This window comes from Caulobacter sp. UNC358MFTsu5.1 (assembly GCF_000712075.1).
Lineage (GTDB): Bacteria > Pseudomonadota > Alphaproteobacteria > Caulobacterales > Caulobacteraceae > Caulobacter.
In genome coordinates this window covers 175,580-199,020 of the sequence record NZ_JONW01000013.1, presented here as the reverse complement: position 1 = coordinate 199,020, position 23,441 = coordinate 175,580, and the positions used below count along the sequence as shown (strand labels likewise).

The 23,441-nt window shown below is 69.0% G+C and carries 20 protein-coding genes; 11 read left to right on the top strand and 9 right to left on the bottom strand.

Annotated features, from left to right (window positions below):
- Window positions 1–112 precede the first annotated feature (112 nt).
- The gene (locus tag BR39_RS0125045; RefSeq protein WP_029917307.1) at window positions 113–2,809 is read right to left on the bottom strand and encodes a ribonuclease E/G; all 2,697 of its coding nucleotides are present in this window, start codon (window positions 2,807–2,809) and stop codon (window positions 113–115) included.
- 559 nt (window positions 2,810–3,368) lie between these two features.
- On the opposite strand from BR39_RS0125045, the gene BR39_RS0125040 reads away from it, so the two are divergent.
- The 3 genes from BR39_RS0125040 (at window position 3,369) to prfB (ending at window position 8,344) form a co-directional block, all read left to right on the top strand.
- Window positions 3,369–4,568 carry an N-acetylmuramoyl-L-alanine amidase gene (locus BR39_RS0125040; protein ID WP_156035888.1) on the top strand — a complete coding sequence of 400 codons (1,200 nt, stop codon included), beginning with the start codon at window positions 3,369–3,371 and terminating at the stop codon, window positions 4,566–4,568.
- 169 nt (window positions 4,569–4,737) lie between these two features.
- The gene (locus BR39_RS0125035; RefSeq protein ID WP_029917305.1) at window positions 4,738–7,125 is read left to right on the top strand and encodes a penicillin-binding protein 1A; all 2,388 of its coding nucleotides are present in this window, start codon (window positions 4,738–4,740) and stop codon (window positions 7,123–7,125) included.
- Between the two features lie 99 nt (window positions 7,126–7,224).
- Window positions 7,225–8,344, top strand: a protein-coding gene (gene prfB, locus BR39_RS0125030) for a peptide chain release factor 2 (protein ID WP_156035887.1) whose coding sequence is annotated in 2 segments (ribosomal slippage) — window positions 7,225–7,293 and window positions 7,295–8,344 — 1,119 coding nt in all. Because the reading frame shifts where the segments join, the coding sequence is not laid out codon by codon here.
- A 58-nt stretch (window positions 8,345–8,402) separates the two neighbouring features.
- Here prfB and BR39_RS0125025 read toward each other — a convergent pair.
- From BR39_RS0125025 to BR39_RS26865, 5 genes are all read right to left on the bottom strand, one after another.
- Complete coding sequence (locus BR39_RS0125025) at window positions 8,403–8,888, bottom strand: polymer-forming cytoskeletal protein (RefSeq protein WP_029917303.1); 486 nt, start codon at window positions 8,886–8,888, stop codon at window positions 8,403–8,405.
- Window positions 8,869–10,023: a peptidoglycan DD-metalloendopeptidase family protein gene (locus BR39_RS0125020; RefSeq protein WP_029917302.1), complete on the bottom strand. Its 1,155-nt coding sequence runs from the start codon at window positions 10,021–10,023 to the stop codon at window positions 8,869–8,871. The genes BR39_RS0125025 and BR39_RS0125020 overlap by 20 nt, the downstream gene beginning before the upstream one ends.
- Before the next feature lie 205 nt (window positions 10,024–10,228).
- Window positions 10,229–10,690 (bottom strand): peroxiredoxin, encoded by a 462-nt coding sequence (locus BR39_RS0125015; RefSeq protein ID WP_029917301.1) that lies wholly within the window; start codon window positions 10,688–10,690, stop codon window positions 10,229–10,231.
- A 75-nt stretch (window positions 10,691–10,765) separates the two neighbouring features.
- A complete protein-coding gene (gene tyrS / locus BR39_RS0125010; protein ID WP_197026761.1) occupies window positions 10,766–12,109 on the bottom strand; it encodes a tyrosine--tRNA ligase in 1,344 nt (447 codons plus the stop codon).
- A gap of 91 nt (window positions 12,110–12,200) precedes the next feature.
- Window positions 12,201–12,251 carry a hypothetical protein gene (locus BR39_RS26865; protein WP_197026763.1) on the bottom strand — a complete coding sequence of 17 codons (51 nt, stop codon included), beginning with the start codon at window positions 12,249–12,251 and terminating at the stop codon, window positions 12,201–12,203.
- Between the two features lie 43 nt (window positions 12,252–12,294).
- On the opposite strand from BR39_RS26865, the gene BR39_RS0125005 reads away from it, so the two are divergent.
- Window positions 12,295–13,398: an anhydro-N-acetylmuramic acid kinase gene (locus tag BR39_RS0125005; protein WP_029917299.1), complete on the top strand. Its 1,104-nt coding sequence runs from the start codon at window positions 12,295–12,297 to the stop codon at window positions 13,396–13,398.
- An 819-nt stretch (window positions 13,399–14,217) separates the two neighbouring features.
- Here the strand turns inward: BR39_RS0125005 and BR39_RS0125000 are convergent.
- The 3 genes from BR39_RS0125000 to BR39_RS0124990 all read right to left on the bottom strand — a co-directional run bounded on the left by BR39_RS0125000 (window position 14,218) and on the right by BR39_RS0124990 (window position 16,734).
- Window positions 14,218–15,513, bottom strand: coding sequence for an NAD(P)/FAD-dependent oxidoreductase (locus BR39_RS0125000; protein ID WP_029917298.1), 1,296 nt, complete (start codon window positions 15,511–15,513; stop codon window positions 14,218–14,220).
- 57 nt (window positions 15,514–15,570) lie between these two features.
- Entirely contained in the window at window positions 15,571–15,975 is a 405-nt protein-coding gene (locus tag BR39_RS0124995; protein WP_035019080.1) for a VOC family protein, read from the bottom strand.
- A gap of 105 nt (window positions 15,976–16,080) precedes the next feature.
- Entirely contained in the window at window positions 16,081–16,734 is a 654-nt protein-coding gene (locus tag BR39_RS0124990; protein WP_029917296.1) for an alpha/beta hydrolase, read from the bottom strand.
- Window positions 16,735–16,933: 199 nt separating this feature from the next.
- Here BR39_RS0124990 and BR39_RS0124985 point away from each other — a divergent pair, with 199 nt between their 5' ends.
- From BR39_RS0124985 to BR39_RS0124955, 7 genes are read left to right on the top strand one after another with little or no spacing between them, the layout of a single operon-like run.
- Window positions 16,934–17,425: an Rrf2 family transcriptional regulator gene (locus tag BR39_RS0124985; protein ID WP_029917295.1), complete on the top strand. Its 492-nt coding sequence runs from the start codon at window positions 16,934–16,936 to the stop codon at window positions 17,423–17,425.
- Window positions 17,422–18,567 carry a cysteine desulfurase family protein gene (locus tag BR39_RS0124980; RefSeq protein ID WP_029917294.1) on the top strand — a complete coding sequence of 382 codons (1,146 nt, stop codon included), beginning with the start codon at window positions 17,422–17,424 and terminating at the stop codon, window positions 18,565–18,567. The genes BR39_RS0124985 and BR39_RS0124980 overlap by 4 nt, the downstream gene beginning before the upstream one ends.
- On the top strand, window positions 18,567–20,036 hold the full coding sequence (gene sufB, locus BR39_RS0124975) for a Fe-S cluster assembly protein SufB (RefSeq protein ID WP_029917293.1): 1,470 nt from the start codon (window positions 18,567–18,569) through the stop codon (window positions 20,034–20,036). Before BR39_RS0124980 ends, sufB begins: the two co-directional genes overlap by 1 nt.
- Window positions 20,033–20,428 carry a VOC family protein gene (locus tag BR39_RS0124970; protein ID WP_029917292.1) on the top strand — a complete coding sequence of 132 codons (396 nt, stop codon included), beginning with the start codon at window positions 20,033–20,035 and terminating at the stop codon, window positions 20,426–20,428. The genes sufB and BR39_RS0124970 overlap by 4 nt, the downstream gene beginning before the upstream one ends.
- The gene (gene sufC, locus BR39_RS0124965; RefSeq protein WP_029917291.1) at window positions 20,421–21,170 is read left to right on the top strand and encodes a Fe-S cluster assembly ATPase SufC; all 750 of its coding nucleotides are present in this window, start codon (window positions 20,421–20,423) and stop codon (window positions 21,168–21,170) included. The genes BR39_RS0124970 and sufC overlap by 8 nt, the downstream gene beginning before the upstream one ends.
- A complete protein-coding gene (gene sufD, locus BR39_RS0124960; RefSeq protein WP_029917290.1) occupies window positions 21,170–22,201 on the top strand; it encodes a Fe-S cluster assembly protein SufD in 1,032 nt (343 codons plus the stop codon). The genes sufC and sufD overlap by 1 nt, the downstream gene beginning before the upstream one ends.
- Window positions 22,201–23,439 carry an aminotransferase class V-fold PLP-dependent enzyme gene (locus BR39_RS0124955; RefSeq protein ID WP_029917289.1) on the top strand — a complete coding sequence of 413 codons (1,239 nt, stop codon included), beginning with the start codon at window positions 22,201–22,203 and terminating at the stop codon, window positions 23,437–23,439. The genes sufD and BR39_RS0124955 overlap by 1 nt, the downstream gene beginning before the upstream one ends.
- Window positions 23,440–23,441 lie beyond the last annotated feature (2 nt).

Below are 23,441 nucleotides of genomic sequence, written 5' to 3'. Positions count from 1 at the left end.
GCAGTCTAACGCGGTTCTCGACCACCTGGGAACATCGGTCGGACGAGCTTCCAGCGGATATAGGGGGGAAGCTCGGCGGAACCAGGGCGCCGCCGAGCTTCATCCAAGGGGCCTAGCCCCGACGCCACCAGCCGCGCTTGGGCTTTTCGGGGGGCGTCAGGATCTCGGCCGGGTCGGGCTCGACCGCGACGGGGGCGGGGGCCGGCTCCGCCGCGGCGACCGCGACGGGTTCCGGTTCGGCGACCGGCTCGGGCGCGGCCTCGACCACGACCGGAGCCGCGACTTCGACGTCAGCCACGACCAGGGGCGCGTCTTCGACCGTCTCGACGACGGCCGCTTCGGCCGGAGCCTCGGCGGCGTCGGCGGCGTCGGCCTTGCGGCCGCGACCTCGCGGACGACGCGCCTTCTTGGGCGCCTCCTCCTGCGGGGGCAGCTCCACCCAGACGTCGGCCGGCGGGCCTTCGATCACAGGCGGCGGCAGCGGCGCGGCTTCCAGCTCGGCGACGTCGACGCGCGGGGCGGGGCCCCGCTCGGCGCGCGGGGCGTCCGAGACCTCGGTGCGTTCGCCACGGTCGCGACCGCGGCCACGACGGCCGCGCTCACCGCGTTCGCTGCGCTCGGCGCGTTCGGGACGCTCGGCGCGCTCGGCCGCGGGGGCTTCCGCCCGTTCCGGACGCTCGGCGCGCTCTGCCCGTTCGGGACGCGCGCCGCGACCGTCCAGTTCGGCCGGATCGTGCCAGACGAACGCGTTCTCGCCGAACGGCACCCGCGGACGGGTCCAGGCGAAGACGTCGGCCGGACGATCGCCGTCCTCGCGACCGCCGCGACGGCCGCCGCGACGACCCCGACGGCGACGGCGACGACGCGATTCCTCGTCCTCGCCCTCGATGTCGCCTTCGGCGCGATCGACGCCCTCGGCGTCGTCCTCGTCGTCGCCGGCCGCTTCGGCCTGGCCTTCTTCACGATCGTCGCGACGACCGCCGCGACGGCGGCGCTTGCGGCCCCGACGGCCGCCTTCGTCGTCGGACGTCTCGGCGCGGGCCGGACGGGCGGCGCGGGGCGCGTCGTCGTCTTCGCTCTCGTCTTCGTCCTCGGAGACGATGTCGTCGTCTTCGTCTTCCTCCTCGTCCTCGAACGCCTCGTCGTCGTAGTCGGGCTCGGGCTCGATGGGCGCGAAGATCTGCGGGGCAGGGCGTTCGCCCAGCTCCGTGCGGTCGATGTCGTGCTCGGCCTGGTGCAGGCTGTCGTCGACCAGGACCGTGACGAACAGGGCGTGGGTCTGCTGCAGGCGCAGAAGATAAGCGCGCTTTTCGTTGAGGATGTAGATGCCGACCGGGCGGCTGACCTTCAGGGTGACGGCGCCGCCGCCCTTCAGGGCCTCGACCTCGACCGCGCGCAGGGCGGCCAGGGCGCTGGACTCGACCGAGCGCACGCGGCCGGTGCCGTCGCAGTGTTCGCAGACGTGGGTGGTGCCTTCCAGCACGCCGGTGCGGCGGCGCTGGCGGCTGATTTCCATCAGGCCAAACCCGCTGATCTTGCCCATCTGGATGCGGGCGCGATCGTCCTTCAGGGCGTCCTTGAGGACCTTCTCGACGGTGCGGTTGTTCTTGGCCTCATCCATGTCGATGAAGTCGATGACGATCAGGCCGGCCAGGTCGCGCAGCCGCAGTTGGCGCGCGGCTTCCTCGGCGGCCTCGACGTTCGTCTTCAGCGCGGTGGCCTCGATGTTGCGCTCGCGCGTGGCCTTGCCCGAGTTGACGTCGATGGCGACCAGGGCCTCGGTCTGGTTGATCACCAGATAGCCGCCGGACTTCAGCGGCACGACCGGCGAATAGATCTGGGCCAGATGGTCCTCGATCTTGTTCTTCACGAACAGCGGCGCGGGCTCGCGGTACGGGAAGACCTTCTTGGCCTGGCTCGGCATCAGCATGCGCATGAAGTCGCGCGCTTCCTTGTAGCCGGCCTCGCCCTCGACCCAGATGCCCTCCAGGTCCTTGTCGTACATGTCGCGGATGGCGCGTTTGACGAGGTCTTCCTCCTCGTAGATCAGCGCCGGGGCGATCGAGTGCAGCGTGTTGTCGCGGATGTTCTCCCACAGACGCAGCAGGTACTCGTAGTCGCGCTTGATCTCGGCCTTGGTGCGCTTGGCGCCAGCCGTGCGGACGATCAGGCCCATGCCCTGCGGCACGTCCAGACCCTGGACGACGCTCTTCAGGCGCTTGCGGTCGGTGACCGTGGTGATCTTGCGGCTGATGCCGCCGCCACGGGCGGTGTTGGGCATCAGGACGCCGTACCGGCCGGCCAGCGACAGATAGGTGGTCAGGGCCGCGCCCTTGTTGCCGCGCTCTTCCTTGACGACCTGGACCAGCATGATCTGCCGGCGGCGGATCACTTCCTGGATCTTGTACTTGCGCATCAGGCGGCGCTTGCGGCGCGCCAGTTCTTCCTCGACGGCGTCTTCCTCGTCATCGACCGCGTCGCCGTCCTCGTCCTCGCGGGCGTGGTGGTGATCGTCCTCGTCGTCGCCGGAATCGTCGCGCATCAGCGCTTCGCGGTCGGCGACCGGGATCTGGTAGTAATCCGGGTGGATTTCGTTGAAGGCCAGGAAGCCGTGGCGGTTGCCGCCGTACTCGATGAACGCAGCCTGCAGGCTGGGCTCAACGCGGGTCACCTTGGCGAGATAGATATTTCCGCGGAGTTGCTTGCGGGTCTGGCTCTCGAAATCGAACTCTTCAACGCGGGCGCCATCCACGACCACCACACGCGTCTCTTCTGCGTGGGCGGCGTCGATCAACATCTTCTTCGACATAAAAGGTATCTCCACGGCGCGCGGCGGACGCTAGGTCCGGGCGCCGATATGATTGAAAGGCGCGCACGTCACCGCCCGTCGCCCCGCCGAAGCGGTTGCGGAAGGTCGGTCGCCAAAGGCGGTCGGGTGCGGCGCAGCCCATAAGGTTTCTGTGTTCCTTAAACGCGCCGGAGGCGCGGATCGGATGGAGCGTCGACGCCGGGGGCGGCTTAAGGGCCCGACGCGGGCCCTGCGGGACGATCCATGCGAAGGCTTCGCGCCTCACGCTGGTAATCGAACCCAAACTCGTTCAGTCCGGCGGTTCCGGCCATGAATGCGAATTGCATCCTCAAAGAATGCAGCCGCGTCCGTGAGATAGGAACCGCTCACGCTTTCCGCCATGACGATCACGGCGCTCAGCGCGCGGACCATAGTGTAGCAACATCGCGCCGCAAAAGAAAAGCGCTCGACTGCACGCCCCTGCGCGGCCATGTCGCGTGCGAGGTTAACGCTTTCTCTACCGTAAAATGCGCATATCAGTTTTTCGGTTTAAGTTGAGCGCCTGGGGGCGACGGTAGGCATGAGCAGGGTTCTGATCTCGGCGGCGAGGACAGGATGGGCGCGGGCGGCGATGATCGTCGGCGGCCTGGCCCTGGCTGGCGTCGCCGTGGCCATGGCCCAGGGCCCCGCGCCGGCCGCCGGCGTGCAGAAGGTCCGCTTCGGCGGCGACCGCAACGAAACCCGCATCGTCATCGACCTGGACCGCGCCGCCACCGGCAAGCTGCTGGCCGACGGGGCCGGCGACCGCCGCGTGGTGATCGGCCTGCCCAACGTGACGACCGGCGGCGACCTGCAGGGGACCGGCCAGGGGCTGGTCGAGCGCTGGGCGATCGACGAGGCAGCCGGCGGCGCGCGCCTTCGCCTGGACCTTAAAGCCAACGCCGAGGTCCGCCGGCGCTTCCTGCTGCCCCCGAGCGACGGCGCCTCGGCCTACCGCTATGTCATCGACCTGAAGTCCACGGACGCGCCGGGCGCCGCCCAGGCCCCGGTCCTGAAGCCGACCCTGGTCTCGGCCCCGGTCAAGGCTTCGGCCCTGCGCCTGAAGAAGGTCATCGTCATCGACGCCGGTCATGGCGGCAAGGACCCGGGCTCGTCGGGCGCCAACACCGCCGAGAAGGATGTCACCCTGGCCGCCGCCAAGGCGCTGAAGGCCAAGCTGGAGAAGTTGGGCCGCTACACCGTGGTCATGACCCGCCAGTCCGACACCTTCGTGCCGCTGGAAAGCCGCGTGCAGATCGCCCGCCGGGCCGACGCCGACCTGTTCATCTCGCTGCACGCCGATTCGGGTCCCGACGCCGCCACCCGCGGCGCCAGCGTCTACACCCTGTCGGAAAAGGGCACCGAGCGCGTGGCGCGGGTGCTCGAGAAGGACGACTGGCTGATGAAGGCCAACCTGCCGGGCCGCGACCGCGCGGTCAGCCAGATCCTGCTGGATCTGTCGCAGCGCGCCACCAAGAACCGCTCGGCCGCCTTCGCAGAAACCCTGCTGCAGTCGGTGGGCGAGGAGACGACCCTGCTGCGCCGCAGCCACCGCGACGCCGGTTTCATCGTGCTGCTGGCCCCCGACGTGCCCGCCGTGCTGCTGGAAATGGGCTTCATCACCAATCTCGACGACGAACAGCTGCTGAAGACCCCGGCCGGTCGCGACCGGCTGATGGACGCCGTCGCCGGCTCGATCGAATCCTATTTCGCCACCCAGACCCGGCTCGCCGCTCGCTAGCCCGGCGAGAGCCGTTGGCGCCTCGTCCGATGCGCGCTAGAGCCATGCGGGGGAAGACGCGTCGGACGTGGCCGATCCCTGCGACGGCGAAACCGCTTACCTTTTTGCCGATCGCGCTCTAGAGGATTCGAACGGAGCGGGCGAAATTGCGTCGCCCGACGGAGGCTGCGTGGATCTGAAGCCCAGAGAACGATGGATCGCCATCGCCGGCGTCGCGGTGTTGTCCGCGATCGCCGTGGCGGGCTTCACCATCGCCATCTACGCCGCCTGGCTGTTCCACGACATGCCCGACGCGGGCGAGCTGCAGGATTATCGTCCGCCCACCGCCACGCGCGTCTACGCCTGGGACGGCACCCTGATCGGCGAGTACAGCAAGGAACGCCGGATCTTCGTCCCTTACGACCAGATCCCGCCCCAGCTGGCCCAGGCCTTCCTGGCGGCCGAGGACCACAACTTCTTCAAGCACGGCGGCGTCGACGTCGGCGGCTTCTCGCGCGCTATGCTCAACAACATCGGCAACGCCGCGCGGGGCCGGCGCCTGGAAGGCGGCTCGACGATCACCCAGCAGGTGGCCAAGAACGTCCTGCTGACCAGCGACGCCACGGTCGGGCGCAAGTTCAAGGAAGCGATCCTGGCCCACCGACTGGAGCAGTCGCTGTCCAAGCAGCAGATCCTCGAGCTCTATCTGAACGAAATCTGGCTGGGCTACCGTTCCTACGGGGTGGGCGCGGCGGCCTACAACTATTTCGGCAAGTCGCTGCCCGAACTGAGCCTGGCCGAATGCGCCTATCTGGCCGCCTTGCCGAAGGGGCCGGACAACTACCATCCGATCCGCAACAAGGCGAAGGCCAAGGCCCGCCGCGACTGGATCCTGGGCCAGATGGCCGAACAGGGCTGGATCAGCCAGGCCGACGCCCGCAAGGCGATGGCCGAGGACCTGATCGTCCAGGCCGCTCCCAGCCGCGCCAAGTACCGCGACGCCGACTATTTCGTCGAGGAGGTGCGCCAGCGCGGCGTCGCCACCCTCGGCCCCCGCCTGAACGAGGGCGGCTACTACATGCGCACCACCCTGGACCCCAGGCTGCAGACCGCGGCCCGGGTGGCGCTGATGGAAGGCCTCGAGAAGTACGACCGCCGCCACGGCTGGCGCGGCGCCTGGGGTCATGTCGACGCGCTGGACGCCGCCCAGGATGGAAGTTGGGAGAAGCAGGCGCTGAAGAAGGCCCCGCCGTCGGAGCGCCGCGGCTGGCGCCCGGCCATCGTCACCTCGGCCTCGGGCGGCGTCCGCCTGGCCAAGGGGGAAGGCGAGGGGGCCATCGCCGGCGAGGACATGGCCTGGGCCAACGCCACCAAGGGCCTGAAGGTCGGCGATCTGGTGTTCGTCGAGAAGTCCGGCAGCTCGCCGAACTACCGCCTGCGCCAGACCCCGATCGTCAACGGCGCCCTGGTGGCGATGGAGCCCTATACCGGCCGCGTCGTGGCCCTGGTCGGCGGCTACAGCTTCTCGCTGTCGAACTTCAACCGCGCCACCCAGGCGATGCGCCAGCCGGGCTCGGCCTTCAAGCCGTTCGTCTACGCCACGGCCCTGGAGAACGGCTACACGCCGGCCAGCGTGGTGGTCGACGCCGCCATCACCCTGAAGGGGGCCAACGGCGAGGACTGGAGCCCGGAGAACTACCACAAGAAGTTCTATGGGGCCCTGCCGCTGCGCAAGGGGCTGGAGCAGTCGATCAACGCCATGACCGTGCGCCTGGCCCAGAGCGTCGGCATGAAGAAGATCGTCGAGACCGCCAAGAAGACCGGCGTGACCCACGACATGGCACCGGTTCTGGCCATGGCCCTGGGCGCGGGTGAGACCACGCCCTTCAAGCTGACCACGGCCTACACCGCGTTCGTCAACGGCGGCCGCCGGGTCGACCCGCACCTGATCGAGCTGGTGCAGGACCGCGAGGGCAAGGTGATCTTCCGCGCCGACAAGCGCGACTGCGTCCGCTGCAACGCCGGCTTCAACGGCGATGAGAGCCCGCGCATCCCGGCGCTGGGCGAGCAGGTCATGGACCCGATCACCGCCTACCAGATCACCTCGATGCTGCAGGGCGTGGTCCAGCGCGGCACCGCGGCCCAGGCCAGTTCGCTGGGCTATCCGCTGGCGGGCAAGACCGGCACAACCAACGAATACCGCAGCGCCTGGTTCATGGGCTATTCGCCCAACCTGGTGGTCGGCGTGTTCATCGGCTTCGACGACAACCGCTCGCTGGGCGAGGGCGAAACGGGCGCGACCGGCCCGGTGCCGATCTTCATGGACTTCATGCGCGAGGCCCTGAAGGGCCAGCCCAAGACCGAGTTCAAGGCGCCCAAGAACGCCAAGTTCGCCATGGTCCGGGGCATCCGCGAGGCCTTCCGCCCCGGCACCGAGCCCAAGGTCGTGGCGCCGACCGAGAGCACCGGCCCGCAGCCCTACGACGAGGCCTGGCCCGGCGGCCAGATCGGCCCGAACCCGACCCAGGGTCCGACCAAGCCGCCCACCCAGGCGCCGGACATCAGCGGCCTCTACTGATCGACGGCCGATCACCCCCCAATCTTTCGGGGAGTCATTGCGCCGACTCCGGGCGCGGGCTATGTCCCGCGCCCTTCAACACTGTCACGGAGCTACGTGATGAGACCGGATGTCGAGGCCGCCGCGGCCGACATCGAGCAGTCCGTGGGACTGCTCAGGAGGCGTCTTTGACTGGGATGTCGCCCTTAGAAAGCTCGATGAGCTGAACGCCCGGGTCGAGGACCCGACCCTCTGGGACCGCCCGTCGGAAGCCCAGGCGGTCTCCCGCGAACGCGCCAGCCTGGCCGCCCGCGTCGAGGCCGTGCAGAGCATCGAACGCGACGTCAAGGACGCCGTCGACTACGCCGAACTGGCCGACATGGAAGGCGACGAAGCCTCCCTGGAGGACGCCCGCGCCCAACTGAAGGCCATCAAGGAACGCGCCGCCCGCGCCGAACTCGAGGCCCTGCTGTCGGGCGAGGCCGACGGCAACGACGCCTATATCGAGATCAACTCCGGGGCCGGCGGCACCGAGTCGTGCGACTGGGCCGGCATCCTGCTGCGGATGTACACCCGCTGGGCCAACGCCCACGGCATGACCACCGAGCTGATCGAAGAGACCGACGGCGACCAGGCCGGGATCAAGTCCGCGACCCTGCTGGTCAAGGGCCCCAACGCCTATGGCTGGCTGAAGACCGAGGCCGGAGTGCACCGCCTGGTGCGCATCAGCCCCTACGACAGCAGCGCCCGGCGCCACACCTCGTTCGCCTCGGCCTGGGTCTATCCGGTGGTCGACGACACGATCGAGATCGAGATCAACCCGGCCGACGTGCGCACCGACACCTACCGGGCCTCCGGGGCCGGCGGCCAGCACATCAACAAGACGGACTCGGCCGTGCGCCTGACGCACATCCCGACCGGCATCGCCGTGGCCTGCCAGGCCGGCCGTTCGCAGCACCAGAACCGCGAGGAGGCCTGGAAGATGCTACGCGCCCGGCTCTACGAGGCCGAGCTGCAGAAGCGGGAAGCCGCCCAGCAGGCGCTGGAGGACCAGAAGACCGACATTGGCTGGGGTCACCAGATCCGCAGCTACGTCCTGCAGCCCTACCAGATGGTCAAGGACCTGCGGACCAACGTCGAGACCTCCGACACCCAGGGCGTGCTGGATGGCGACCTGGACGCCTTCATGGGCGCTTCCCTGGCCCAGCGGGTCGGGGCGACGCGGGACGCCTCGGCCTAGGGCCGGCGCGGTCCTCGAAAAAGCAAAACGCCCCGGAGCGATCCGGGGCGTTTCTGTTTTAGCCGGCCGGCTTGGCCAGGGCGGGCGTCGGCGCCGGCTGCGGCGCGGGGGCCGGCTGCGGCGGCGCGGCCGGACGCTGGAACTTCAGGCTGCGGCCCTGGAAGAAGGCCCCGGTCTCCATCGCCAACTGCTCGTGGGTGATGTCGCCGTCGATGTAGGAGGTGCCGTAGAGGCGGACCTGCTTGGCGGTGATCGCCCCGACGATGCGTCCGCGGACCTCGACAGCCTCGGCATAGACCGAGCCCTCGATGTGGCCGGTTTCGCCGATCGTCAGCCGACCGACGCGCACGTCGCCGCGGACCACGCCGTCGATCTGCAGCTCGCCGTCGCCGGTGATGCCGCCCTCGATGGTGATGTCGGGCGAAATCAGCGACGCCACCTTTGGCGGCGCCTTGCGGGCGGTTTCGGGAACGGGCGCCATGGACATCGGCAGCGGCTCGATGCGGGCCGGTCCCTTGGGCGCCTTAGCTTGCTTGCTGAACATACTCACCAGCCTTCAAGAAACGGTTCGGGTTCTGGGCCCGTCCGTTGACCCATACTTCGTAGTGCAGATGCGGACCGGTCGAACGGCCGGTCGAGCCCATGGCCGCGATGCGCTGGCCGATCGCCACGCGCTGGCCGACCCGGACCGAAGCGGCCTGCAGGTGGGCGTAGCGGGTCTTGAAGCCGTTGCCGTGGTCGATCTCGACAACGTTGCCGTAGCCCGAGCGCACGCCGACGAACGAGATCACGCCCGGGGCGGTCGCCATGATCGGCGTGTAGAACGAGCCGGGGAAATCCAGGCCCGAATGGAAGGCCGGGCGATGGGTGAACGGGTCGAAGCGGACGCCGTAGCTGCTGCTCAGCGCCGGATTGTTGGTCGGGCGGTAGAAGGGCAGCTTCTGCGAGGCGGCGCTCAGCTGGCGCATGTCCGACATGTCGGTGGCGGCGTGCTGGATCCGGCCGGCGAATTCCTCGTCGACGTCGAGCACGGCGGCCAGGGCGCGGGGGTCCTTGGCCTCGATCAGCGGGCCGCCCAGCGACGAGCCGCCCCGGCCGGTGAACGAACCGGCGTCGAGGCCGGCCATCCGCATGGCCAGGCGCAGGCGCTCGGCCCGGCTCTTGGCGAAGGTCTCGGCGGCGTCGATCAGGCGCTCCTGATCCATCCGCGTGGCCTGGATGCGCTCGACCGGCGAGGCGCCCAGCGTATGGGGCTTGGAAATCTGCAGGGCCTGGACCGCGCCGGGCACGCCCTTGAAGTCGCTGAGCAGGAGGGCGAGGGCGGCGTGGCGCTTCTCGACCGAGCTGGCCAGCTCGTCCAGCGAACCGCTGCTGGCCGACAGCTGGGCCACGGCGCTGTTCAGGCGGGCCTGGCGATCGGCGTTGAGGCGCTCGTAATAGGCCTTCTGCTTGATGACCATCTGGTCGGTCGAGCTGACCGACAGGGCGTTGACCATCATGGCGGCCGTGCACACGCCCATCCACAGCGCCGCCGCGGCGACGCCCGTGGCGCACATCAGTTGCTTGCCGGTGGAGAAAACGTAGCCGCGCATCTCGCCGCCGGAGCGCACATACAGGTGGCGCTCGGGGAACAGCTCTTCCAGGGATTGTCGCAGTCGCTTGAAGCGCGTGATCGCCATCGCCCTAGGAAACCCCCGTTTTCAAGGTCCCGGCGATATGCAACGAGAAAGCGGAAACGCGCAAGATACTTCGCGCCCGACGTGAACGCAGGGCGACGTTTTGCTTAAACAATTCAACCGATAAAAGGTTCCGCGACCGATTGCCACCGTTCGGGGGCTTTTAGTGTTGCGATAACCGCACGCCTGAGGCCGGCGCGCCACACCGCTACTTCAGGGCTTTGGCGGCCGTCAGCACCGCCTTGATGTGGTTGGGCACCTTCACCTTGCGCCACACGTTGCGGACCACGCCCTCGCGGTCGATCAGGAAAGTCGAGCGGTCGATGCCCATGTACTTGCGGCCGTACATGCTCTTCTCGACCCAGGCCCCGTAGGCCTCGACGATCTCGCCGGTGGAATCGGCCGCCAGTTCGACGGTCAGGTCGTGCTTCTTGCGGAACTTGGCGTGCGAGGCGACGCTGTCCTTGGACACCCCGACAATCACCGCGCCCAGCTTGGCGAATTCCTCGACCTCGGACGAGAACTGCAGGGCCTCGGAGGTGCAGCCGGCCGTGTCGTCCTTCGGATAGAAGTAGAGCACGACGTTCTTGCCCTTCAGGCCCGAAAGGCTGACGCGGCCGGTGTCGGTGGCTAGGTCGAAGTCGGGGGCCTTGTCGCCGGGTTCCAGCATCGTGCTCTTCCTCAAGTCACTCGCAACGGGTCGAAGGGCCCGGACGAGTCTCGGACCCGTCCGGGCATACGATACCTAAACGGGCTTCACCAACACGATCTTCTTCTTGCCGGCCGCCAGCTTGACGACGCCGTCGACCAGGTCGGCCTCGGTGACCACGCGGTTGGCGTCGGGCTCGGCCTTGTCGTTGACCTTGACCCCGCCGCCCTGGGCCAGGCGACGGGCCTCGCCGCGCGAGGCGGCCAGGCCGGCGTCGGCGAACAAGTTGGCCAGGACGATCCCGGCCTTCAGGTCCGCGGCGGGAACCTCGAAGGTCGGCAGGTCGGCCGACAGCGCGCCTTGCTCGAACGCCTTCTCGGCGGCGTCGCGGGCCTTGCGGGCCTCGTCCTCGCCGTGGGCCATGCGGGTGGCCTCGTCGGCCAGCACCTTCTTGGCGTCGTTGATCTGGGCGCCCGGCAGGGCCTCCAGCTCGCCGATGCGGTCCAGGGGCAGGTCGGTGAACAGCTTCAGGAACCGGCCGACGTCGGCGTCTTCCGTGTTCCGCCAGAACTGCCAGTAGTCGTAGGGGCTCAGCTGCTCGGCGTTCAGCCACACCGCGCCCGACATGGTCTTGCCCATCTTGGCGCCCGAGGCGGTGGCCAGCAGCGGCGTGGTCAGGCCGAAGGCGGCCTTCTGGTCGACGCGGCGCGTCAGCTCCACGCCGTTGAGGATGTTGCCCCACTGGTCCGAGCCGCCCATCTGCAGCACGCAGCCATGGGCGCGGTTCAGCTCCAGGAAGTCGACCGCCTGCATCAGCATGTAGTTGAATTCGAGGAAGGTCATCGGCTGCTCGCGCTCGAGCCGCAGCTTGACCGAGTCGAAGGCCAGCATCCGGTTGACCGTGAAGTGCACGCCGTAGTCGCGCAGGAACTGCACGTAGCCGAACTTGCTCAGCCACGCGTCGTTGTCGACCATGATGGCGTCGGTCGGCCCGTCGCCGAAGGTCAGGAACTTGGCGAACACCTGCTTGATGCCGGCGATGTTGGCCGCGATGTCGGCGTCGCTCAGCAGCTTGCGGCTCTCGTCCTTGCCGGTGGGGTCGCCGACCTTGGTCGTGCCGCCGCCCATCAGGACGATCGGCTTGTGGCCGGCCTGCTGCAGGCGGCGCAGCATCATGATCTGGATCAGCGAACCGACGTGCAGCGAAGGGGCGGTGGCGTCGAAGCCGATGTAGGCGGTGACGATCCCGCCGGCGGCCGCCGCGTCCAGTTCCGCCGGATGGGTGATCTGGTGGATGTAGCCGCGCGCCTGCAGGGTCTGGAGGAATTCCGACTTGAAGGCGGCGGGGGCGGCGGACATGGCTCGACTCTCTGAATTGGACGTATTCGAAGACAACGGGGGGCCGTCTAGCACGGCGGGATCGGGTTGTGAGGACTTCATTTGGGGTCTCCGGGAGGGGCCGGAGCGCATGATCGATCTTGGACGACCCCGGCGAGGCGGGGTGGCGGCGACGTGCTTCGTCGGCCTCCCGCTATGGCAGCGGGCGGTAATACGGACGAGGCATGACGCGGGCGTCGATCATGGGGCCTAGCTACCCGGCGCGGGCCGTGGCAGTCAACCAGACCATGCGTATCCTGGGATTCATGACCGGCACCTCGCTCGACGCGGTCGACATGGCGGTGCTCGAGACCGACGGCGTCGAGATCCAGGCCTTCGGGCCGTGCGGCGAGCGGAAACTGCGCGAGGCGACCCGCGACCTCCTGCTGGTGGCCACGGAGGTGGCGCGGGGCTGGCCGCGCGACAAGCCCGCGCCCGACATCTTCGCCGAGGCGGCCCAGGCCGTGGCCGACGAGCATTTCCACGCCGCCGAGAGCTTCCTGGCCGAGCACGGCCTGGCCTGGTCCGAATTCGACCTGCTGGGCGTGCACGGCCAGACGGTGCTGCACGAGCGGCCGCATCCGGGCCGGATCGGCCGGACGGTGCAGTTGCTGGACGCCGAGCGTCTGGCCCGCGCCTGCGGGCGGCCGGTGGCCTTCGACTTCCGCACGGCCGACGTGGCGGCGGGCGGGCAGGGGGCGCCGCTGGCCCCGATCTATCACGCGGCCCGGGCCCGGGCCTCGGGCCTGCCGGCGCCGGTGGCGGCGCTCAACATCGGCGGGGTGGCCAATATCACCCTGATCGGTCCCGACGATGACCTGCTGGCCTTCGACACCGGGCCGGGCAACGGCATGATCGACCTGATGCTGCAGGCGCGCGGCCTGGGCCGCTTCGACGAGAACGGCCGGCTGGCGGCGGCGGGCGTCGTCGACGAGGCGGTGCTGAACACCTTCCTGGCCAGCGACTATTTCTCCGGCCCGGCCCCCAAGTCGCTGGACCGCTATGATTTCCCGCTCGACCTGGTCGATCCCCTGTCCTCCGAGGACGCCGCCGCCACCCTGGTGGCCTTCACCGCCGAGGCCGTCGTCAAGGCGTTCGAGCACGGCCAGCGCCCCGACGCCCTGATCGTCTGCGGCGGCGGCCGTCACAATCCGCAGATCATGAAGGCGCTGACCGAACGGGCGCCGGTCCCGGTCAAGACCGCCGAAGCCGTCGGCTGGCGCGGCGACGCCATCGAGGCCGAGGCCTTCGCCTACCTGGCCGCCCGCACGGCGCGCGGGCTGCCGATCAGCTTCCCCGGAACCACCGGCGTGGCCGCGCCGATGACGGGCGGCAGGATCATCGAGCCTTAGCAGGTCCTGTTCCTCCGATGCGGTCAGCACTTGCCCCCTACGGACCGCTTCGCGGTCGTCTTCCCCCGCAGGGGGAAGAGCGCTGGTGCGAAGGCTCCGCCCCCTATGGGGGCGGACAGGCGGCGAAGCCGCCAGGTGGGGGCAAGGGGGTGAGCCACGGCTTTTCAGCCTCACGCGATCTCTCGCTGAAGGTATGGAAAGGGCTGCGGAGCGCCGGACATCGTCCGGAGTTTGAAAAAGAATACCGTTTCGACGAAGCCCGATCGCTCCGCGCGGTCGTTATCCGGAAGCGCGGCGGCGCCGAGTTCTGTTCGAACCTCGCCGCCTTGAAGCCTCCGACGGGCGGGCCAGGTCAACGACACCCGGTCCCGGACCGCGAGCGTCTCACCGCCCGCCTGCTGCTCAATCGGCCTCCATCCAACGCTGTATCCGTGTTCCGAGCCCAGCCGGCACCAGATGGATGGAGTTGATCCTCTCGGACCGCCGACAGAGCTTCCCGCTCGATCGCCCCTCGCCGCCGCATCGGTCGCTGGCCATGCGCCCTTTCCCGCGTCGAGGTGGGAGCATTATGCGGGCGTCTGGAAGGGGGAGGATAAGTTTGGTCGAAAAAATCCAGGGTGTTGATTTCGCTGAGCTTTGTCTCGCGAGCACCGAGCACGACGACCTGTCCCTCCCCCTTGTGGGGAGGGTGGCCCTGGCGGAGCCAGGGTCGGGTGGGGTTTGCTGAGTCAGCAAGACGAGTCAGCAGGCCCCACCCGTCGGCTTCGCCGCCTCCCTCCCCACAAGGGGGAGGGAGTCATCGTCAGGCATCCTGCACGCTCAATGCAGCTTCAGCCGCCCCGCCACCCGCTGCTGCAGCAGCCGGGCCAGGGCCAGAACGATCGTCTTGGGCGTGCCCATGATCGCCCGGTGGTGGTCCAGATGCAGCGAGATGTAGGCCCACTTGGCGATCAGGCCCTCGACGAAGAAGTTCGGCCCGCCCAGCCCGCCCATCAGGGCGCCGACGCCCCGGTTCTCGCCCAGCGAGACCAGCGAGCCGAAGTCCTTGTAGACGAACGGCGCCTCGACCCGGCGCTGGCCGAGGCGGGCGATCAGGGCCTTGGCCAGGTAGCTGGCCTGCTGGTGGGCGGCCTGGGCGCGGGCGGGCACAATGCTGCCTTCCTTGCCCTCCGTCCCGACCCACGGCACGGCGGCGCAGTCGCCCAGGGCCCAGACGTCGGGGGCCGAGGTCTCAAGCCGGTCGTTGACCACGAACTGGTTGGTCTTGTTGGTCTCCAGCCCGTAGGCCGTGTTGCCGGGCGCGGCCTTCACGCCCGCCGCCCAGACGATCAGGTCGGCCGGGATGTCGCCCTGACTGGTCTCCAGCCGGTCGGGATGGACGGCGACGACCTTGGCCCCGGTGTGGACCCGCACGCCCTTGCGCTCCAGGGCCACGGTGGCCTGGTCGGAGATCTTCTCGGGCAGGCCGCCCAGGATGCGCGGCGCGGCCTCGACGATGGCGATGTCCAGCCGGAAGCGCTGCTCGCTGCCCAGGCTGCCCAGCAGCTCGCGATGGGCCTCGATCAGCTCGGCCGACAGCTCGACCCCGGTGGCCCCGCCGCCGACGATGGCCACGCTCATGGTCTTCTCGGCCGAGAACGAGGCCTTCATGAAGGCGGCCAGCAGGCGGGTGTGGAAGACCTCGGCGTCCTCGGTGCGTTCCAGCAGGTGGGCCTGGTCGGCGCCCGGGGTGCCGAACAGGTTGCTGCCGCTGCCGATCGCCAGCACGCCCCAGGTGAAGGTCACGCTACGCTCGGGCACCAGCACCTTGCCGCCTTCCGCCAGGATCGGCTTGAGGCTCAGGCGCTTGGCGACCGGGTCGAAGCTGTCCAGCTCGCCCAGCAGGAAGCTGAAATGGTTGGCGCGGCCCAGGATCGAGTAGGAGAGCCCCTCCTGGTGGGTGTCCAGCGTGCCGGCGGCCACCTCGTGCAGGGTCGGCTTCCAGATGTGGAAGCTGGAACGATCGATCAGCAGGACGCGCTCCTTGCCGGCCTTGCGGCCCAGCTTGCGTCCCAGCCGCGCCGCCAGTTCCAGCCCACCGGCTCCCCCGCCGACGATCACGATGTCGTAGTGCATGCCCGCCATCCAGAAATTCCTCAGATGGTGAATATATAGGAGGTTCGAAGAACGATGTCAGGCCAGGTTCAACTGCCAGGACACCCCGAACCGGTCGTTCACCCAGGCGAAGCGCCGGCTGAAGCCGTAGTCGCCCGCCGGCATCAGCACCGCCCCGCCTTCGGCCAGGGCGGCGGCCAGGCGCTCGACCTCGGCCTCCGAGGCGCAGTCTACGAACAGGGACGAGGAGGGGGTGAAGCCGAAGGCGTGCTTCACGAAGCTGTCGGAGACGAAGACCTCCTGGCCGCCGATCCGGAAGCGGGCGCGGATCACGGTGCCGTCGGGACCGGGTCCGGCGGCGCCGTAGCGTTCGATGTCGAGGATTTCCCCGTCGGGGAACAGCGAGACGTACCAGGTCATCGCCGCTTCGGCGTCCTGGTTCTGGAACATCAGGAACGGCCGTATGGTCTGGCTCACCGTCATCCTCCGCGAACAGCGTTCGACGCAGAATGACGGTGAGTTGTCCAGGATCGCAAGCTTTATGGTACCGGTAACTCGCGATCAGCGAGCCTTAACCGGCGCCAGGGCCTACGGGATCGGATTGGCTTCCAGGCGCTTGTCCAGATAGTCGCCGACGCTCTTCTCGACCGACGGCAGGTGCTCGGCCCAGAAGTGGGTGGCCTTGTCGACCACTTCGTAGTCGATGACGATGCCCTTCTGGGTGCGCAGCTTGGAGACCACGCGCTCGACCTCGACCGGCGGCACGACGGTATCGGCCGCGCCCGTCAGGATCAGGCCCGAGGCCGGGCAGGGGGCCAGGAAGCTGAAGTCGTACATGTTGGTCGGCGGCGACACCGAGATGAAGCCGTCGGTTTCCGGACGGCGCATCAAGAGCTGCATGCCGATATAGGCGCCGAAGCTGTAGCCGGCGACCCAGGTCTGGGCGGCGGCGGGATTGTTGGACTGCAGCCAGTCCAGGGCCGTGGCCGCGTCGGCCAGCTCGCCGATGCCGCTGTCGAACTCGCCCTGGCTGCGGCCCACGCCGCGGAAGTTGAAGCGCAGGGTCGCGAAACCGCGCTTCATGAACAGGTGGTACAGCTGCACCGAGACCGGGTGGTTCATGTGCCCGCCCGCCTTGGGGTGCGGGTGCAGGATCAGCGCGATCGGGGCGTTGTCGGTCTTGCCCGGCGAATAACGGCCCTCGATGCGGCCCGAAGCTCCGGTCAAAATCACGTCAGGCATTCAAGGTCCCTATCCAAAAAGGGGCGACGGGGCCGCGTTCCTGGGCCCGGAAGGGCGAAGGAATACTTGACCACTGCGCTTGGTCTTCCTAAATCCGCACCGCGCGGCTCGGTCTTTTCGCAAGAGCCTCGTCGCGAAGTCGCGGCTTGTAGCACACGCCTAAGCCGATGCGCGGGGAATCCGCAAGGAGATAAGGCGCATGCGCCTGAGCACCAAGGGACGCTACGCGGTCATGGCCATGACCGATCTGGCCCGCCAGCAGGACCAGGCCGAAGGGCGCGCCGTCGCCCTGGCCGAGATCGCCGCGCGCCAGCAGATCTCGCTTTCCTATCTCGAGCAGCTTTTCGCGCGCCTGCGCCGCAAGGGCCTGGTGGTCAGCGCCCGGGGCCCCGGCGGCGGCTATCGCCTGGCCCGCGAGGCCCGCGACACCGCCATCGCCGACATCGTCCTGGCCGTGGACGAGCCGCTGCGCGCCACCCGCTGCGGCGTCGCGATCGGCGCCAAGGGCGGCAAGACCGCCGCCAGGGGCTGCATGGCCGGCGGCGCCCAATGCCTGACCCACGACCTGTGGGAAGAGATGGGCCGCCAGATCCACGGCTACCTGGCCAGCGTGTCGGTCGCCGACGTGCTGGACGGCACGCTGCGGGAGCGCGCCCTCAAGGCAAGAGCTGGGGAGATGGCGGCGGCGTGACCAAGCCCTCGATCTATCTCGACTACAACGCCACCGCCCCGATCCGCCCCGAGGCGCGGGACGCGGTGCTGCGCGCCTTCGAGACCGCGGGCAATCCGTCGTCGGTGCACGCCAGCGGCCGGGCCGCCCGCGACATCGTCGAGACCGCCCGCAAGCAGGTCGGCGAGCTGGTCGGGGTCGTGCCGGGCTCGGTCACCTTCGTCAGCGGCGGCACCGAGGCCAACGCCCTGGCCATCGGCAGCGCCGCCTTCGCCGGCTTCAACCGCGTCATCGTCAGCGAGGGCGAGCACGACGCCGTCCTCGAAACCGCCGCCGCCTCGGGCCTGCAGGTCCTGAAAATGCCGCTGGACGCCGACGGCGTCGCGCGCCTGGACTGGCTGGAAGAGGCCCTGAGCGACGAGGGCCGGGCCCTGGTCTGCCTGATGCTGGCCAACAACGAGACCGGCGTGATCCAGCCGATCGCCGAGACCTCGGCCCTGGTGCGCGCGGCCGACGGCTGGCTGCACGTCGACGCCGTCCAGGCCGCCGGCAAGATCGCCATCGACTTCACCGCCCTCGGCGCCGACACGATGGCGCTGTCGGCCCACAAGCTGGGCGGACCGCAGGGCGTCGGCGCCCTGGTGGCCGGCACCCGCGCCACGATCGTCCGCCAGCAACACGGCGGCGGCCAGGAGCGCGGCCGCCGGGCCGGCACCGAGAACGTCGCCGGGATCGCCGGCTTCGGCGCGGCCGCCGAGGCGGCGGCTCGCGACTTGCCCTCGATGGCCAATCAAGGCACATGGCGCGACGCCTTGGCCGAACGGGTCAAGGCCGTCGGCGCGGTCGTGCTCGGGGAGGGCGCCCAAGAGCGCTTTGGGCGTCTGCCCCAAACCCTTTGTCTGGCGGCCGAGGGCTTCGCCTCGCAGATCCAGGTGATGAACCTGGACCTGGCGGGGGTGATGGTCAGCGCCGGCAGCGCCTGCTCTTCGGGCAAGGTCAAGGCCAGCCGCGTGGTGGACGCCATGGGCCGGGCGGACCTGGCTCCGTTCGCCCTGCGTGTCAGCGGCGGCTGGGCCACGACCGAGCAAGATTGGATTTCCTGCGGCGACGCCTGGCTCGCCGCCTATTCGCGTATCGGCGCCCGGCGCCGGGAGGTGGCGTAGTGGCCGCGGTCAAAGAGACCATTGATACCGTCGCGTCGCTCGAGAAGTACGAGCACGGATTCACGACCGATATCGAACAGGAGTTCGCCCCCAAGGGCCTCTCCGAGGACATCGTGCGCTTCATCTCGGCCAAGAAGGACGAGCCCCAGTGGATGCTGGACTGGCGTCTGGAGGCCTATCGTCGCTGGCTGGAGCTGGAAGAACCGACCTGGGCGAAGGTCGACTTCCCCAAGATCGACTACCAGGACAGCTATTACTACGCCGCCCCCTCCACCAAGGCCGGGCCCAAGAGCCTGGACGAGGTGGATCCCGAGATCCTGGCCGTCTACGAGAAACTGGGCATCCCGCTGAAGGAACAGGCCGTGCTGGCCGGCGTCGAGGGCGCGCCGCGCTACGCCGTGGACGCGGTGTTCGACAGCGTCAGCGTGGTCACCACCTTCAAGAAGGAGCTGGCGGCGGTCGGCGTCATCTTCTGCTCGATGAGCGAGGCGATCCGCGAGCATCCGGAACTGGTCAAGCAGTATCTGGGCAGCGTCGTGCCGACGTCCGACAACTATTTCGCCTGCCTCAACAGCGCGGTCTTCAGCGACGGCTCGTTCGTCTACATCCCGCCGGGCGTGCGCTGCCCGATGGAGCTGTCGACCTATTTCCGCATCAACGCCAAGGACAGCGGCCAGTTCGAGCGCACCCTGATCATCGCCGACAAGGGGGCCTACTGCTCGTACCTGGAGGGCTGCACGGCCCCCATGCGCGACGAGAACCAGCTGCACGCCGCCGTGGTCGAGCTGGTGCTGCTGGAAGACGCCGAGATCAAGTATTCCACGGTCCAGAACTGGTATCCGGGCGATCCGGAAACGGGGAAAGGCGGCATCTACAACTTCGTCACCAAGCGCGCCGACTGCCGCGGCGACCGTTCCAAGGTGTCGTGGACCCAGGTCGAGACCGGCTCGGCCATTACCTGGAAGTATCCGTCGTGCGTGCTGCGCGGCGAGGGCAGCTCGGGCGAGTTCTACTCGATCGCCGTGACCAACGGCCACCAGCAGGCCGACACCGGCACCAAGATGATCCATCTGGGCGCCAATACGAAGTCGCGGATCGTCGCCAAGGGCATCAGCGCCGGCAAATCGACCAGCACCTATCGCGGCCTGGTCTCGGCCCACCCCAAGGCCAAGGGCGCGCGCAACTTCACCCAGTGCGACAGCCTGCTGATCGGCAAGACCTGCGCGGCCCACACGGTCCCGTACATCGAGGCCCGCAACGGCCATTCGGTGTTCGAGCACGAAGCGACGACCACGCGCCTGTCGGACGACCAGCTGTTCTACTGCCAGCAGCGTGGGCTTTCGCAGGAGGAGGCCGTGGCCCTGCTGGTCAACGGCTTCGTCAAGGACGTGCTGCAGCAACTGCCCATGGAATTCGCCGTCGAAGCCCAGAAGCTGGTGGCGATCAGCCTGGAAGGCAGCGTGGGATGACCCTGGTCGCCATCGACCATGTGCAGCTGGCCATGCCCCCGGGCGGCGAGGACGCCGCGCGCCGGTTCTACGGCGACGTCCTGGGCCTGCCCGAGACGCCCAAGCCCGAGCACCTGGCCCGGCGCGGCGGCTGCTGGTTCGAGGACGGCGGCCTGAAGATCCACCTGGGCGTCGAGGCCGACTTCCGTCCCGCGCGGAAGGCGCATCCGGGGCTGCTGGTCAGCAACCTTCCGGCGCTCAAGGCCAAGCTGTCGGACGGCGGCTTCGCCCTGAAGGACGACGAGCCCCTCGAAGGCTACGACCGCATCTATGTCGACGACCCGTTCGGCAACCGCATCGAACTGCTGGAGCCGCTGAGCGGCGCCCGAAAGACCAACGAGACCCATGCTTAAGATCGAAAACCTCCACGCCCGCGTCGAAGACAAGCCGATCCTCAAGGGCGTCACGCTCGACGTGCCGGCCGGCGAGGTGCACGCCATCATGGGGCCGAACGGGGCCGGCAAGTCGACCCTGTCGTACGTGCTGAGCGGCCGTGGCGGCTATGAGGTCACGCAAGGGACGGCCACGCTGAACGGCGAGGACCTGCTGTCGCTGGAGCCCAACGAACGGGCCGCCAAGGGCGTGTTCCTGTCGTTCCAGTATCCGCTGGAGATCCCGGGCGTTCCGGCCCTAACCTTCATCCGCACCGCCCTCAACGCCCAGCGCCGCGCGCGCGGCGAGGACGAGATCGCCGCCCCGGCCTTCCTGAAGCTGGCCAAGGAAAAGGCCGCGGCGTTGAAGATCGACTTCGACATGCTCAAGCGCGGGCTGAACGTCGGCTTCTCGGGCGGCGAAAAGAAGCGGATGGAAATCCTGCAGATGGCGATGCTTTCGCCCAAGTTCCTGATCCTGGACGAGACGGACTCGGGCCTGGACATCGACGCCCTGAAGATCGTCTCCGAAGGCGTCAACGCCCTGCGCGCGCCCGATCGCGGCATGCTGGTCATCACCCACTACCAGCGCCTGCTGGACTACATCAAACCCGACCGCGTCCACGTGCTGGCCGCCGGCCGCATCGTCGCCTCGGGCGGGCCGGAACTGGCCCTGCAGCTGGAAGCCGAAGGCTACGACAAGTACGTCGGAGCGGCCGCCTGATGAGCCTGGCCTCCGCCCTCAAGACCGGCGACCTGACCCAGCTGCCGTCGCGCCGCGACGAGGACTGGCGCTGGACCGACCTGCGCGGCCTGATCCGCGCCGTCCCGCCCGCCTCGCCGGCGTTGGACGGCGACGTCGCGCCCGGTCCGTTCGACGGCCTGGCCGCCGACGAGATCCTGTTCGTCAACGGCCGCCAGCGCCACGCCGCGACCAGCGGCACGGGCGACGTGGTGACCCTGCGCTTCGTCTCGGCCAGCGAAGGCACGGCCCACGCCGCCGCCTACGCCATCGTCGTCGAGCCCGACACGACCCTGGTGCTGCTGGAAAGCCATGAGGGCCGAGCGGGCGGCTACTTCTCGGACGTCACCCTGGACATCGCGGTGGGCGAGGGCGCCCGCGTCGAGCGGATCGTGCTGATCGACGACCACGCCGAGGCCATCGACGTGGTCACCGCCGAAGTCGACCTGGCTCCCGGCGCGGTCTTCAACCAGACCGTCCTGACCGCCGGCGCCCGCCGCCAGCGGATCGAGACCCGCATCAACCACCCCGGCGCCCACGCCAACGTCAGGCTGGACGGCGTCTATGTGCTGGCCGACCAGCGCCACGCCGACCAGACCACCATCGTCACCCACGGCGGCGTCGACGGGATCACCAGCCAGCTGACCAAAGGCGTCGTCGATGGCCAGGCGCGCGGCGTGTTCCAGGGCCGGATCGTCGTCCAGCCCGGCGCCGACCAGACCGACGCCCGCATGGGCCACCACGCCCTGATCCTGTCGGACCGGGCCGAGGTCGACGCCAAGCCCGAACTGCTGATCTTCGCCGACGACGTCTCGTGCGCCCACGGCAACACCATCGGCGCCCTGGACGACGAGCAGGTCTTCTACGCCCGCCAGCGCGGCATCCCCGAGCTGGAAGCCAAGGCCATGCTGACCCAGGCCTTCCTGGGCGAGGTGGTCGAGCGCATCGAGCACGAGGGCGCGCGCGACATCGCCGTCGCCTGGGTCGCGGCCAAGCTGGGGAGGGCGGCGTAATGGCCCTGGACACGCCCTTCGCGCCCGCCTTCGACGTCGAGGCGATCCGCGCCCAGTTCCCGATCCTGGGCCGCCAGGTGCACGGCAAGCCGCTGGTCTATCTGGACAGCGCCGCCAGCGCCCAGAAGCCCGAAGCCGTGCTGAACGCCATGACCGGCCTGGCCCGCACCAGCTACGCCAACGTCCACCGCGGCCTGCACACCCTGGCCAACGAAACGACGCAGGCCTACGAGAACGCTCGCGAAACCGTGGCCCGGTTCATCAACGCCGAGCCGTCGGAGGTCGTCTGGACCAAGAGCGCCACCGAGGCGGTCAACCTGGTCGCCGACACCTTCGGCCGCTCGCTGAAGGCCGGCGACGAGATCGTGGTCTCGCAGATGGAGCACCACGCCAACATCGTGCCGTGGCACTTCCTGCGCCAGCGCTACGGCGTGGTCCTGCGGTTCGTGCCCGTCACCGACGACGGCCGCCTGGACATGGAGGCCTACAAGAGCCTGCTGTCCGCGCGCACCAAGATGGTGGCCATCAGCCACATGTCGAACGTGCTGGGCACCATCAACGACGCCGCCGAGATCGTCCGCCTGGCCCATGCGGCCGGCGCGCCGGTGCTGCTGGACGGCTGCCAGGCCATCGTCCACAGCAAGGTCGACGTGAAGGCCCTGGACGTCGATTTCTACGTCTTCTCCGGCCATAAACTCTACGGACCGACTGGCGTCGGCGTGCTGTACGGCAAGGCCGAGCGCCTGGCGGCGCTGCCCCCGTACCAGGGCGGCGGCGAGATGATCGGCTCGGTCTCGGAAGAGGTCATCACCTACGCCGACCCGCCGCACCGCTTCGAGGCCGGCACCCCGGCGATCCTCGAGGCCGTCGGCCTGGGCGCGGCCATCGAATGGCTGAACACGATTGATCGGGACGCCGCGCTGGCCCACGAGCACGCCCTCTACCAGCGGGTCGTCGACCAGCTGGACGGCGTCAACGGCGTGCGAATCCTGGGCGCGGCCCCGGGCAAGGGCGCGGTGCTGAGCTTCGTGGTCGAGGGCGCCCACGCCCATGACGTGGCCCAGGTGCTGGACCGTTACGGCGTGGCCGTCCGCGCCGGCACCCACTGCGCCGAGCCCCTGATGAAAAGGTTCGGCGTCACGTCGAGCGCCCGGGCTTCCTTCGCCCTATATAACACCCTGGACGAGGCCGACGCGTTCGTGAGCGCGCTGGCCAAGGCCCGTAGTTTCTTCAGTTGAGC

Bases quoted from the DNA above. Each gene is read 5' to 3' on its own strand.
- BR39_RS0125045 (WP_029917307.1), bottom strand. From the start codon at position 2,809: ATGTCGAAGAAGATGTTGATCGACGCCGCCCACGCAGAAGAGACGCGT.
- BR39_RS0125040 (WP_156035888.1), top strand. From the start codon at position 3,369: ATGAGCAGGGTTCTGATCTCGGCGGCGAGGACAGGATGGGCGCGGGCG.
- BR39_RS0125025 (WP_029917303.1), bottom strand. From the start codon at position 8,888: ATGTTCAGCAAGCAAGCTAAGGCGCCCAAGGGACCGGCCCGCATCGAG.
- BR39_RS0125020 (WP_029917302.1), bottom strand. From the start codon at position 10,023: ATGGCGATCACGCGCTTCAAGCGACTGCGACAATCCCTGGAAGAGCTG.
- BR39_RS0125015 (WP_029917301.1), bottom strand. From the start codon at position 10,690: ATGCTGGAACCCGGCGACAAGGCCCCCGACTTCGACCTAGCCACCGAC.
- tyrS (WP_197026761.1), bottom strand. From the start codon at position 12,109: ATGAAGTCCTCACAACCCGATCCCGCCGTGCTAGACGGCCCCCCGTTG.
- BR39_RS0125005 (WP_029917299.1), top strand. From the start codon at position 12,295: ATGCGTATCCTGGGATTCATGACCGGCACCTCGCTCGACGCGGTCGAC.
- BR39_RS0125000 (WP_029917298.1), bottom strand. From the start codon at position 15,513: ATGCACTACGACATCGTGATCGTCGGCGGGGGAGCCGGTGGGCTGGAA.
- BR39_RS0124995 (WP_035019080.1), bottom strand. From the start codon at position 15,975: ATGACGGTGAGCCAGACCATACGGCCGTTCCTGATGTTCCAGAACCAG.
- BR39_RS0124990 (WP_029917296.1), bottom strand. From the start codon at position 16,734: ATGCCTGACGTGATTTTGACCGGAGCTTCGGGCCGCATCGAGGGCCGT.
- BR39_RS0124985 (WP_029917295.1), top strand. From the start codon at position 16,934: ATGCGCCTGAGCACCAAGGGACGCTACGCGGTCATGGCCATGACCGAT.
- BR39_RS0124970 (WP_029917292.1), top strand. From the start codon at position 20,033: ATGACCCTGGTCGCCATCGACCATGTGCAGCTGGCCATGCCCCCGGGC.
- sufC (WP_029917291.1), top strand. From the start codon at position 20,421: ATGCTTAAGATCGAAAACCTCCACGCCCGCGTCGAAGACAAGCCGATC.
- sufD (WP_029917290.1), top strand. From the start codon at position 21,170: ATGAGCCTGGCCTCCGCCCTCAAGACCGGCGACCTGACCCAGCTGCCG.
- BR39_RS0124955 (WP_029917289.1), top strand. From the start codon at position 22,201: ATGGCCCTGGACACGCCCTTCGCGCCCGCCTTCGACGTCGAGGCGATC.